The organism is Bacillus sp. OTU530, from assembly GCF_038440375.1.
In genome coordinates, this window is record NZ_JASATP010000050.1 from 1 (window position 1) to 13,256 (window position 13,256).

The window sequence follows — 13,256 nt, forward strand, 5'->3', positions numbered from 1 at the left end:
AATAGTACGGCGATACATTCGGTTAATACCTTCCGAAGCTTTTTCCCGTTCAAGCCTTTTTTAGTATCGGAAGCAATAGACGGTACTGAAGATTGAGTAACTGCCTTATTCATTACAAATCCACCTCTTTTTTGTTCAAATAAGCATACAGTGGGAATGCCAATGCAGAAACAAGTAGGAATAAAATTACGTTTCCGGCTGTGGACAGACCATAAAAGCCTGCTTGATATTGCTTATAAATAATAGAAGCAATTAAGTCTGTGCTAAAGCCAGGACCACCTTTTGTCATTGCCCAGATTAAGTCGAAGGAGCGAAGACCACCGATAAATGCTAGGATAATAACAGAGTTCATCGCAGGACGGCTCAGCGGCAGAATGATATTCCAAAACTTATGCCAGGCGTTTCCGCCATCGATCATGAGTGCTTCGTAGTAATCCTCTGGAATGGACATAATCCCGGCGATAAAGATTACTGTCGCCATCCCTACACCCTTCCACACATCAACTAAAGCGACGGAAAGAAGGGCAATTTTACTGTCACCTAACCAGTCTGGACCTACAATCCCTACTGTTTGTAACGCTAAATTAATGAGTCCTTGTGTTGGGTGCATCATCATTGCAAATGCCATCCCGATTGCGATTGTACTTAAAAGAGTTGGGAAGAAGACCATAGAGCGGATAAAGCTCACTGTTTTGAGCTTTGAGCTAAGGAATACACCTAGGAGCAATCCAAGAATCACCTTAAGACCACATGTCACAACTGCGTAGATAATCGTATTTTTAAATCCAATATTTAAAGACGGTTCTGTCAAAAATGTCTTAAAGTTTTCTAACCCGATAAATTTCCAATCTGTCAATGACCACCATGTCATACTAAAAAACAAGGACATGATGGTAGGCAGTAAGAAAAATACAAAATAAATAATGCCGGCTGGAAGTAAAAAGCTATATGTGTATGTTCTATTTATAAGCTTATTATTCATCATACTGTCTCCTCTCTCTATATTCATGGAGAACATCGCCCTGCTCCTTTAGGGCAGGGCGCCTCATCCAAATATCACCTGTTTAAGCGGGCAAATTACCAGCCCTTTAAGCCAAGCTGCTTCGCTTGCTTTTCTACGTCACTATCGTATGCTTTTGCTCCTTCTTTCGCCGATTTCATACCGCCGCCTACTTCAGATGTAATCTGTTGTAAGTTCGGTCCTTTTAACGGGCTTAAGAATTCAAGAGCCGGTGCTGTTTTGCCTTCGTTAAAGTATGGAAGCATGTCTTTTACTGCTGCATATACATTGTCTGGAAGCTTTATATCTTTGATTGCAGATGGACCATCAGGCGTTACTTTAGACATATACAGCTCCTGACCTTCCGGAGAAACGAAGAACTCTAGCCATTTCTTTGCTTCATCTACATGTTCACTTGCCTTGTTGATGTAAAGACCGTTCGGCGCCCATGCTGTTACACCATTTTTGTCAGCGTTGTCACCAGGCTGCGGGAAGAATCCAATATTGTCAATTTGATCTGGATATAATTTTGCAATGTTTGGCAGCGCAAAGGAAATGATCGGATATTGTACACCTGTACCATCTACTAGCATTTTCAAACCTGCTTCATAGCCTGTTGCGTTAAAGTCTTTGTTCATGTAGCCCTTTTTGTTAATCTCCTCTAGTTTTTCAAAGCTTCTAAGAGCCGCTGGTGTTGTTGCCATTTTTGCCTTATTCGCTGTGAAATCGTCTGGGAATGATGGAGCTTCTGCTAGCACGTTGTAGTTGTCTGCAAGCACAATAACCTGAGATGTCCAAGTATCCTTGTATGTGCCAATAACCGCTGTTTTGCCGGCTGCTTTAATTTTTTCATTGTTTGCCATCAGCTCATCCCATGTTTTTGGAACAGAAAGACCGAGTTCTTTATATACCTTCTTATTGTATAACCAGCCACCGGCACTAAAGTTAGCCGCTGGGACACCGTATACCTTTTTGTTTACTGTTACCGCTGTCTTAAATGTATCTAGAAGCTTGTCCGCATATGGCTCGTTTGTGAGATCCACAAAGTTCTTCTCTGGATTCAACGCTTGTAAAAGTGAACCGGAATTGTAGGAAATCAAATCTGACATGTCACCAGTAGAGAGACGAGTTTTAATGAGGTTGTCACCCTCTGTACCACCTGGACGAGTTTCGATTTCAGTCTTAATGTTGTACTTTTTCTCAATTTCCGCTGAAACAGCTTTGACACCTTCCATTTGCGCAGGACTTTGGTTATCCATTAAAAATGTAAGTGTAGTGGAATCCCCTCCTTTTGAAGCGCTTTCTTTATTGCTGTCAGCGCTTCCACATCCAGCTAAAATACCTGCAAAAAGTGCTGTTGTAGATAATACCGCTAAGATTTTCTTTTTTGTCTTCATCATGCTGTGCCTTCCTCCCTTTCAAACGTTAACCAAACATTACTTAAGATACTATACAGAGTGGTATTTATACTCTAGCCTGTATAGTTCTAAAATCCTGTCATCGTTTGTTTCTTTATGTTGTTGCTTTCTTAACTTAATTGTAAGGGCTTTCTTCCTTTATCGTAAGTGCTGCTTTTTTCTGTTTGGTGGCTGTTTTTTTGGGAGTTGGATAAAAAAATCATACTTCTGAACATACAACAAGCCGAATGCTGCAGCATTCGGCTTGTGTATGTTCATTTTTTACACTGTAAGAAAGTATAAATTTCCAGCCGGAAGCCGACTCGACGTGGTCGGAAATTTTAGGAATACAGTATAAGTGCAACTACGCCTCTGTCTTCGCCCAAGGGCAGGGCTCGCCAGTCGGCGAGTTTTCTTTACTGTTTAACAGCCTTTATGTCTTAGCAGCATAAACTATCAGCCCTGTAAGTCTTGCTGCTTCGCTTGCTGATTTCATATCGCTGCCTTTCCTGCTTTCGTTTATACAGTGGCAAAAATATATTTCGTTACAGACCGATATTCTTCATTCTTATCCAATACACAAGAAGGAAAGTGTGGATGATGAATAGAATCCGGCAACCCTTGTGTTTCCAAACACAAGCCCAAATAGTTTCGTGACTTTGTCCCCCGAACAGAAAAATTCCCCTCTAAATGATTGCCTGTATATAAGACTACACCGCACTCATCTGTTTCAACCGTCAGCTTTCTTCCGTTCTTCTCATCCCATAAAATAATTTCTTCATCTGCGATCAGGTGTTACAATTTTTGTAATAATACAACCATATGTAATGCAAGAAACCGTAATTCCTTGGTCATTGACTAGTGTATATTCATAGATATCCTGATTACCTAACTCAGCAAATTTTGTTTGTGTTATTTTCATAATAATACGCGCAGGATATATAACATACATCCTGCGCATCCCCCTTCACATTTAATTAACTTTAACAGCCAAATGATTTGTATCTAAAGAATAAGGTTTACCATTCACTTGAACCTTTGTATTTGCAGGCAGCATAATTTCTACTTCAACCTCATCTGGAAGAATAATTTGCAAATCAATATACTCTCCTACATCTTTACAATAAATATCTATCTTTCCTTGTGGAATAGGTACAGAACCCTTTATCCACTTTAATCCGTTTAAATTAGGAGATATCGCTACTTTCGTAAATCCTGGCGCTAATGGTTTCACACCTAAAAATAACACGCCAAACACATATGTTGGGGCTGCAGACCAAGCGTGACAATGGCTGCGGCTAAAGTCTCCCTCAATTAATTCCCAGCCTTCCCAGCATGTTGTTGCATCATGCTCCAGCATATAACCATAAATCTCCCGGATATTGTCTAGTACCATCTCGTTTTTCCCAAGATCCATGAGGGCTTGATAGTAGAAAAAGAGCACAAACGGACTTTTAATTTGAACAAAATCCTCTGGAGGGTTTGTTATATACTTCTCTATCACATCTCCGCGTTCTCCCTCTGCACAATCTGTTAAAAAGGCAACGAGATTTGTTTGCACACTGCGAACTTTGGACGGTGTGCCATCCTCATGAATACTATCAACAAAAACCTGCTCTTCCTCATCCCATAGGTGCGTGTTGATCGCTTGTTTCAACTGATCCGCCAAGGATAGAAATTGAATTTCATCTTCATGCTCTCCTATGAGTGATGCTAAGTAAGCTGTTTGTCTGAATGCCTCAACAAGGAAAGCATTTTGATGCGTTACAATTGTATGCTCTGTATCCATTGGCGCCCAATCTAACATGTTCCAAGCCGTAATTTCCAATAATCCTTCTTCATTCATAAATTCTTGAAAGCGCTGTACGGTCAGCTTTAGTTCTGGGTACACTTCTTTTACAAATTCCAGATCGCCAGAATATCGGTAATATTCCCTGCACGCCATCATCCATAGAATGGACCAAGCTGTTAGCACATTCTGCCACCCACTCGGTACATGTGATTCTGGCAGAGGAGAGCGATACACGGATTTAGAAATTAGTCGTAAACAACGTCTCACCAAGTCATAGTTTCCAAATGCATAATAATTCATGAGAGAAATATTATAGGAATCGCCTGTCCAAAGTGCTTGTTCATAAGCGGGACAGTCAATAATCGTATCTTGTGCACACATCCGGATGGTGTGCTTTGAGATTTCCCAAATTTGATTTAACTCATAATCAGAGCTGCTAAAGTTTCCAACATTTCCTGTAGGGAAAGTGGTTACATCTACCTTCACATTGAAGATCTTACACGACGTTTTAGTATTTCGAATCGTTAACAGCATGTATCGGAATCCTCTAGGAATAAAGGAGCGATACACTTGCCGGCCATCCCTTGCAATATATCGTAAGGAATTGTTCAAGGAAAAGGTATGCTCGATTCTTCCGTCCTGGTGGATGCTTTCAAATAGGAAAAAGTCGAAAACAGTCCCTTTTGTGGCTTCTACTTCAAATTCTATATGGCCCAAGTATTCCTTGCCAAAGTCAATTAGATATTCTGCATCGCCTTGTTCCATTGGTTCTACCTTTGTAAAACTATGATTTGGCAATACCATATTTTGATGCTGGAACTGTAAGGAATGGGTCCGAATGTCTTCTTTGAACATGGAAAGAAGACCTACATGATCTGTACAAACATGGGCATTTGGAATTTCCTTAGCCCGCTTTTTAAACGCTTCCAATTCACTCAAGGACGACACTTGCTTCACTTGTACATATTCTTTCTCTAAAGGAACAGCTTTTGGAACAGGTGTGCCGATTTGAAGATGGGTAGCTGTATAAAAAGGTCCAATCGCTAAAAATTTGGAATCCCCTTGGCCAAAAGGTGCCTTCAACTCGATTTTCTCAGGAAAATTAAATGCGACATGCATAATTGGTTCATGAAAAGACCCGCCTACATCCACTATTAATAGATTCACGCCTTTTCGGAGATTCACCTTTTCATATTTCCCGTTCTGGGTTTTATACTCTACTCCGTTTAGTTTGAACTCCCATTTAGCCATTGCATGCGGGTCAAACGTCAGAATCATTACTCCCTCGACATCTTCCTTTGCATGGATTTCAGTCACTACATACCCTTGCATCACTTTCCCTGAATTATTATCTAACTCCCCTGGGAAGAAAGTTGGTTTTAAATCAATAGAAAAGTGCTGTGAAATAGGTCTCACTTCTTTTAATGATAATACACTTTTTGGAAAATAAGGCTCATTTGTTAGATGGGGGATATCCCTAGGAATGAGTGTTTTCCATGGATTCATCCCATAAGACCCAATAACTCCAGCGTTATTCCATGCTGAAGCGTCAAAATCAAGCTGCTCCCAATCGTTATCAAATAGTCCCGCATTATAAATTTCAGACCAAGGCAGACAATTGGACATTTTGACAGTTTCCTTAATAAAGCCACTATGATTGGCAGTCTTCCAGCCTTCATCGGTTATCATCCTGTCAATCACCTGACCGTTATTAGAGAAATCAATTTGTGCAATTAATCCGCCGCGCCCCTCTATATAATGCATCGTTCCTATTCCATAATGATTTACTAATACTGCAATAACATTTTCTCCATTGTTTAGTCCGCTTACATCATATTGGTCATAATACCACTCCGATGTCCAGCCGCGAACGGGACCGGATCCGATCAGCTCACCATTGATATAAACAGCATATTTCGTGTCCGCAGATATAGATAATGTTGCTGATTCATAATCCGCAGGAATAGTAAATGTTCTTCTAAAACATGACCATTGATTTCTTGGCTGTTCCCCGCTATTATCCCAAATCCAATTTGCTTTCCATTCCATAAAGCTGCCTCCCATGTTAAGACCCGATTGCATTGAATAGAATTGTTGCTCTCGGGTCGTTATTTATATTTAAAGTATAAGTTGAACCATACCTATCCCCATTACCAGCCTGCCAAACCAAGCTGCTTTGCCTGGGTTTCTACGTCTTGATCGTAAAGCTGTGCTCCTTCTTTCGCTGATTTCAAACCGCCGCCTACCTCGAAGGTAATTTGCTGTAAGTTCGGACCCTTAAGTGGGCTTAAGAATTCTAGAGCCGGCGCAGTTTTATCTTCCTCAAAGTAAGGAAGCATATCTTTGACTGCAGGATACACATCTTTCGGGAGCTTTACATCTTTGACTGCAGCAGGACCATCTGGAGGCACCTTAGACAAATACAGCTGCACCGCCTCCGGGGAAACAAAGAACTCTGCCCATTTCTTCGCCACATCCACATGATCGCTGTTTTTGTTAATATAGAAGGCATCTGGCGCCCATACGGTCATGCCGTTTTTATCCGCGCTATCACCAGGCTGCGGGAAGAAACCAATGTTATTGATTTTGTCCGGGTGTAGCTTTGCAAAATTGGACAACACGTAAGAAAGCATAGGATATTGAACACCCGTTCCTTCAGCGAGCATCTCCAGCCCCGCTTCGTAGCCTACAGCATTGAAATCCTTATTCATATAGCCTTTTTTGTTTACTTCCTCCAGCTTTTCAAAGCTTCTTAAAGCAGCTGGTGTTGTCGCCATTTTGGTTTTGTTCGCCGTGAAATCATCTGGGAACGATGGAGCCTGCGTGATAACATTATAGTTATCCGCTAACACAATAATCTGAGATGTCCAAGCATCCTTATATGTTCCAATAACCGCTGTCTTGCCTGCCGCTTTAATCTTTTCGCTGTTAGCCATCAGCTCCTCCCATGTTTTAGGAACGGAAAGACCTAGCTCTTGATACACCTTCTTATTATAAAACCAGCCGCCGGCACTAAATGTCGCGAAGGGAATGCCGTACACTTTACTATTCACCGTTACTGCTTCCTTGAACTCATCCGAAACCTTTTCCATATAGGGCTCGTTTGTAAGATCCACAAAACTTCTCTCTGGATTCAATGCTTGTAAGAGAGAACCCGAATTGTAAAGTGCTAAATCGGTCATATCACCCGTGGCTAGGCGTGTTTTGACCAGATTGTCCCCTTCCACACCGCCTGGACGGGTTTCAATTTCAGTTTTGATGTTATATTTTTTCTCGATTACGTCTGTAACAGCCTTAATCCCTTCCATTCGCGCGGAGCTTTGATTGTCCATTAATAGTGTCAGCGTAACAGGTTCGGGAGTTTGTTCAGTCACAGTGTTTTCGTGCTGCTTGCTGTCACTGCTGCATCCGGCTAAAATGCTTACAAATAATGCCGTACTAGATAATACCGTCAGGATTTTCTTTTTAGCTTTCATTCCGTTATACCTCCTCTCCTTCAGATTATCACGATTCATCTCTTATGGTGGATACAAGGCAGAGGTTTCTCTCGATCTTTATATGAATTCTTCTTTATATATAATAACTGTCAAATTGCTTCTTCCATCGTGCATGATGTCTTTATAAAATGAATTCAATTGACTCACTTTTATTGTAAGTGCTTTCACGTATCCTTAGTAAGTGCTACTTTTTTGTTTTTATGTCTGTTCTTTTTTGATAGTGAAGATTCGTTTAGGAAATACACAAAAAGCCCTATCCCCTCTTTGCATGCTGGAATAAGGCTTTTATTGTATTTTATTACTCATTTATAATGCTGCATATAAGCACAAGCATATACACATGCTCTTATGCTTCAACTAAAACTAAATCCCATTCAAGCTTATTCAGCTCCTCAATAAGAGCTGTAACCTCCCCTATCGAAAGACCTGCCTCCGGAAAATCAGCCAACTCTTTCAAGGTTTGTGTTTTCGTCGCAAAAATTCGAGGCGGCTTTGTAACGCCAGGAGCATATTTCTCTAAAATATCTACTGCTGCTTTATAATCAAGGACATCAATAACCCTTGTTTCTTCAGAAAAGATTGGTCTTAACCCGCGTTGGTTAGGATATTTAAAATGATAGGATCCAGAGCCAACTGTAAGACGTACACCCTCCACTGTTTCTATATAAGAATAGATGTCATCGGAAGCATCCAATGGTTGACCGCCTTCAAGAACATCCCGATAATGCTCGATGGCGGAACTTGAGTATTGTCCTGCTTCAAGCTCTATTCTCGACCATTCGATGGAAAACCGATAGGCCTTCAGTCCCAAGCTTGCCATAAGCGCGATGGCTTCTTTATATAATCGATAATGGTCAATCGCATCACCGGATTTATCCTTATAAGGCGATCCCTCTGCATGCTAATCTGCCCAGAATCACTGTTCACATTATTCCCTTCAACTTGGTGTCCCGCTTTTGCCGAACCCCAAAGAAAATCTACTGGAAAATTAAATTGCACTTGAAACACTCCTTCCATTTCCTCGGTGCTACTTTCTTCTCTATATTGTAGCAAGCGTTTTAATATCAAAAGCAAAGAAGAAGCTTGCTCGATTCAAAGATAAGCTTCAACCTCTTTTTTGCAGCGAAGGAATCCCAGGCTCACCCAACATTTTACTAATACTCACTTTTCTTCGAGGTACATACTCCTCTGCCTCATTAGTTGAACAAGGAACAATCTTAATACCAATTCTTAAATCCTATGTATGAATGAGGAAAAATTACATGGATATCTTTATGAAGAATCAGGACGATACAGTTGAAAACTCATAATGGACTAAATATCACATAAGAGAAGTCAACGGCTCTTTAATATGTTTAATAGACGAATAGTGCAAATTTATTGGTTAAAGACTCTCTCATAATATACTTCTAGTAACTATTTGATTTTAAAGTGCGTACTTTTTTTTTAGTGATGACAAATCTAGAATGAAGTTGTAGCCAATAAAAACCAAAATTACTTAAGGAGTGAAGAATTCATGGAACTTCAATTAGCGTTAGATCTTGTAAACATCCCGGAAGCGAAGCAAGTGGTCAAAGAGGTTGAGGAGCATATTGATATTGTAGAAATCGGTACACCTGTTGTCATTAATGAAGGCCTTCGAGCTGTGAAGGAAATCAAAGAAGCTTTTCCTTCTTTAAAAGTATTAGCTGATTTAAAAATTATGGATGCCGGTGCGTACGAGGTAATGAAAGCATCTGAAGCTGGTGCGGATATTATTACTGTACTTGGAGCAACTGATGATTCTACCATTAAAGGGGCGGTAGAAGAAGCAAAGAAACAAGGCGTACAAATCCTGATTGATATGATTAATGTAAAGGATCTTGAGCAGCGTGCCAAAGAAGTAGATGCACTTGGTGTTGATTATATTTGTGTACATACAGGCTATGATCTTCAAGCTGAGGGAGAAAGCCCATTTGAACAGCTTCAAACGATTAAGCGTGTCGTAAAGAATGCAAAAACAGCGGTAGCAGGCGGCATCAAGCTAAATACTCTTCCAGAAGTTGTCCAATCACAGCCTGATCTTGTCATTGTAGGTGGCGGAATTACAGGTCAGCAGGATAAAAAAGCAGTAGCCTCCGAAATGCAAAGGCTCGTTAAGCAAGAAATCCTTGCTTAAGAGGGGGCATGACAATCATGCAAACTACTCAATATTTAACTGAAATCATAAAAGAGTTGCAGCAAACAGGAACATTAATACCAGATGAAGGGGCTGAAAAACTAGTAAATGGAGTTCTTGAAGCAAAGAAGATCTTTGTAGCCGGTGCAGGTCGATCTGGATTAATGTCTAAGTCGTTTGCAATGCGAATGATGCATATGGGTTTAGACCCTTATGTAGTAGGCGAGACCGTTACCCCCAATTTAGAAAAGGATGACATTTTCATTATTGCGTCTGGTTCGGGGGAGACAAAAAGTTTAGTATCTATGGTCCAGAAGGCAAAAAGCATAGATGCAACTCTGGCTGTTGTAACCATTTCCCCTGAGTCAACCATCGGACAACTGGCGGACATTGTAGTTAAGCTTCCAGGCTCGCCTAAAAATCAGGAAGAAGCTCAATACAAGACGATACAACCAATGGCATCCTTATTTGAGCAAACCCTCCTATTATTTTATGATGCTGTTATCCTGAGACTGATGGAGAAAAAAGGGTTGGACTCTACTACTATGTTCGGTAGGCATGCTAATCTTGAATAAACTTATATTATATAGATTTTTATAAAAGAGTCATAGTATGCAATGAATTCATCAAACGGCTAGAAGATCTTTTAACCGAGCTTTTTTTAGAGGGCCCCGTCCCCCATCCATTAAGTTAACAGTTCTTACCCTTAACCCCAAGGCACGTTATTCTTTTCCTGCGTTACTGAATAAAGGATAACGTGCTTTTTATAAACGATAGGTAAGAACAAAAACTTCATTTATTTACTAAGATCTATAGTGCCATCTGTCCCCCATGACACTCCATCAGTAGCTATAAAAACAGGTATACTAAAGAGTTATAAATTCACATTTTTTATATACATACAATGGGGGGGAGTTTATATTGGAAAATAAGTCTTTCTATCGAACTAAAAAAGTCATGAAAATGGGGATTGTAACTGAATTGACGGGTTTATCTGAGAGACAAATTCGTTATTATGAGGAAAAAGAATTAATTTTTCCAGAGCGTACGTCCTCGGGTATTCGCAAATATTCTTTTTCTGATATTGAATTATTAATCGAGATCTCTAAAAAAATAAAAAGTGGTTTTCCAGTCACAGCTGTTCGTATGGAACTTCTAAAACGGAAAATCCAACAAAAAACGAATGCCATGAGAAAAAGTCACTTAAAAGCCTATGTTCCTCATACTTGTCTTTAAAAGAAGCTAAATTGTTCCCTTCCCTGCAAATCACTTACAACGCTTGACCATATAAATGCTGCCTCATGCTGGCTAATTCAGTACGTTGTCTTGCACGGAAGAGTCATAGCCTTGTATTTTTTACGTCCCTGGACAATTCCTCCATCTTCGCATGGAAGCAATTCTTTTCAAGCAAGTAACAGAATTGGACAAACCAGCATTAGGGATTTGTCGTGGTCTGCAATTATTTAACGTTTTGCTAGGCGGAACTTTATATCAGGATATTCCGACTCAACTAAGTGTTAATACTATCAATCATCAACAAAAGCCGCCATACAGTGAACCCGTTCACAATGTGCACATAGTAAAAGATACCTTGCTTTATCGTCTTCTTCAAGCAGATTCTCTAAGAGTAAATAGTTATCATCATCAGGGTATTAAGAATCTATCGGAACAGCCGCTGCCGGCGGCAACTGCTGAAGATAGTTTGATAGAAGCAGTTGTCATGCCAAATAAAAAGTTTATCTTGGCGGTTCAATGGCATCCAGAGTTCAACTACAAGTTTGACGATAATAACTTTAAATTGTTTTTAGAATTTGTAAGATCCTGTAAGAGCAGCAATTAATCCTGTATCAATTTCAGGCCATATTAAATGGTATTGTTTTAAATAACAAGGATAAAAAGAAAAAACAATGTAAAGTGGACTAGGAATAAACCTACGTCCATTCCTAGTCCACTAGCAGTATTGTAAGTATTTTTTCAGATGTTTATCTATCCTACCCATTGTTTTACTACTGGAATTCGTTTAATTACTAGCCAATCTAAAACAAGAACAAACAGTAAGGAAGCTCCGACAAGTGGAAAGATAATCCCTAAGATAATAATTAAGACTGTCACACCCTTTAATAATCTAAGGTTTTTCGGTAAGGAAGGGGCTCCTAGTGTGCCAGATGGTTTGCGTTTCCACCACATTAATATGCCTGTTACGGAGATGCCAATTAGGCCAAGACAAATAATTAAATCCAACAACTGATTGGCTAAACCGAAATAATGTCCCTCATGCAACGCTACCCCAATCGAAATTACCTTTGCCAACACACCATAATCTGCAAAACGTAAATCTGCCAGTACCTTCCCGCTATATTGATCAATGTGTAAAGTAGCTTGTTTTTCCGGTTTGTCTGGGGAAACTGATACCGTGTACACTCCTTTTTTCTCTTGTGGGAAGGTAATAGCATATCCTTTCGCTACTTTATTTTCATTTGCTATTTTCATAACTTGTGTAACCAATAAAGGAGAGACTGCTGCTTGGTCTGACTCCGGAACAGGAAGATTCTCAGCAGCCCAAGGAACTGTCGCAACTTCCTTAGATGGCACTATAGATTTTGGTACATTTCCATCCCATAGTCCTGTTGGATATCCCGTTTGTGTCATGGTTGCCACACGATTGATTAAGTCCCCCCACAGCCCGGACCACGGAAGGCCTGTTAATATGAAAATAGAGACAAATAATGAGAACCAAAAGGCTGGAACTGCATGGAGATCCCTCAAGATGATCCGTTTTCCTTTTGTAAACCTTGGGATAAGCGTACCGAATATGTTTCGCTTGTTACGCGGCCACCAGAGATATAGCCCTGTAATAAGTAAAATCAGTGCCCAGCAAGCTGCCATTTCTACAATGCGGTCCCCTATTGTGCCAATCATAAGCTCACCGTGCAAGTTTTTCACTTCACTCATAAATTTTTCATCATCTTTTAAATCACCAAGTATACTTCCGTTATATGGATTAACAAAAACTGTTATGATACCATATTTTCCAGCGATTCCGATTTCTGCAGAACGATCTGCTTCAAAGGCTGGTTTATATCGTGTTATGGAAGCATCCGGATACACTTCCTTGACAGCTTCTATTTGCTGTTCGGCAGTTAACTTCTCTTTGCCGACTTTTATATAGTAATAATCCTTATATATTACATTTTCAATTTGAGGCTTGAATAAATAAATAATACCTGTAATAGCTAGTAAAACAAGAACTGGCGCGAAGATAATTCCTGCATAGAAATGCCAGCGCCAGACAGCACGGTAGAGCGAGTTTACACCTGATACCTCCTGTTGAGGGGCAGGCTCTTTTACATAATCTTGCATCTCTTGCTGCAAACCCATACTCATTTCCCTCCACTTTATATATCCTCGTGTT

Annotated in this window: 11 protein-coding genes and 1 pseudogene; 4 read left to right on the forward strand and 8 right to left on the reverse strand. The window is 40.1% G+C overall.

The features are described 5' to 3' along the window. Positions 1-112: 112 nt before the first annotated feature. From AAHB12_RS25135 to AAHB12_RS25165, 7 genes and pseudogenes are all read right to left on the reverse strand, one after another. Positions 113-985, reverse strand: coding sequence for a carbohydrate ABC transporter permease (locus AAHB12_RS25135; protein ID WP_342047854.1), 873 nt, complete (start codon positions 983-985; stop codon positions 113-115). A 92-nt stretch (positions 986-1,077) separates the two neighbouring features. Continuing rightward, on the reverse strand, positions 1,078-2,400 hold the full coding sequence (locus tag AAHB12_RS25140) for an ABC transporter substrate-binding protein (protein ID WP_342047855.1): 1,323 nt from the start codon (positions 2,398-2,400) through the stop codon (positions 1,078-1,080). Positions 2,401-2,916: 516 nt separating this feature from the next. Then, positions 2,917-3,180: pseudogene (locus tag AAHB12_RS25145) on the reverse strand (aldose epimerase family protein); the annotation flags it as partial. Continuing rightward, positions 3,176-3,358 carry a hypothetical protein gene (locus tag AAHB12_RS25150; protein ID WP_342047857.1) on the reverse strand — a complete coding sequence of 61 codons (183 nt, stop codon included), beginning with the start codon at positions 3,356-3,358 and terminating at the stop codon, positions 3,176-3,178. The pseudogene AAHB12_RS25145 and the gene AAHB12_RS25150, both read right to left, overlap by 5 nt. A gap of 12 nt (positions 3,359-3,370) precedes the next feature. After that, the gene (locus AAHB12_RS25155; RefSeq protein WP_342047858.1) at positions 3,371-6,238 is read right to left on the reverse strand and encodes a family 78 glycoside hydrolase catalytic domain; all 2,868 of its coding nucleotides are present in this window, start codon (positions 6,236-6,238) and stop codon (positions 3,371-3,373) included. 101 nt (positions 6,239-6,339) lie between these two features. Beyond that, entirely contained in the window at positions 6,340-7,665 is a 1,326-nt protein-coding gene (locus AAHB12_RS25160; RefSeq protein WP_342047860.1) for an ABC transporter substrate-binding protein, read from the reverse strand. Between the two features lie 367 nt (positions 7,666-8,032). Then, entirely contained in the window at positions 8,033-8,506 is a 474-nt protein-coding gene (locus AAHB12_RS25165; RefSeq protein ID WP_342047861.1) for a hypothetical protein, read from the reverse strand. Positions 8,507-9,202: 696 nt separating this feature from the next. On the opposite strand from AAHB12_RS25165, the gene hxlA reads away from it, so the two are divergent. The 4 genes from hxlA (at position 9,203) to AAHB12_RS25185 (ending at position 11,684) form a co-directional block, all read left to right on the forward strand. After that, entirely contained in the window at positions 9,203-9,844 is a 642-nt protein-coding gene (gene hxlA, locus AAHB12_RS25170; RefSeq protein WP_342047862.1) for a 3-hexulose-6-phosphate synthase, read from the forward strand. A 17-nt stretch (positions 9,845-9,861) separates the two neighbouring features. Then, positions 9,862-10,419, forward strand: a complete 558-nt coding sequence (gene hxlB / locus AAHB12_RS25175) for a 6-phospho-3-hexuloisomerase (protein WP_342047863.1) — start codon at positions 9,862-9,864, stop codon at positions 10,417-10,419. 382 nt (positions 10,420-10,801) lie between these two features. After that, positions 10,802-11,080, forward strand: a complete 279-nt coding sequence (locus AAHB12_RS25180; RefSeq protein WP_446715613.1) for a MerR family transcriptional regulator — start codon at positions 10,802-10,804, stop codon at positions 11,078-11,080. A 151-nt stretch (positions 11,081-11,231) separates the two neighbouring features. After that, a complete protein-coding gene (locus AAHB12_RS25185; RefSeq protein ID WP_342047864.1) occupies positions 11,232-11,684 on the forward strand; it encodes a gamma-glutamyl-gamma-aminobutyrate hydrolase family protein in 453 nt (150 codons plus the stop codon). 146 nt (positions 11,685-11,830) lie between these two features. On the opposite strand, the gene AAHB12_RS25190 is transcribed toward AAHB12_RS25185, so the two are convergent. Beyond that, on the reverse strand, positions 11,831-13,222 hold the full coding sequence (locus tag AAHB12_RS25190) for a PepSY-associated TM helix domain-containing protein (RefSeq protein ID WP_342047866.1): 1,392 nt from the start codon (positions 13,220-13,222) through the stop codon (positions 11,831-11,833). Positions 13,223-13,256 lie beyond the last annotated feature (34 nt).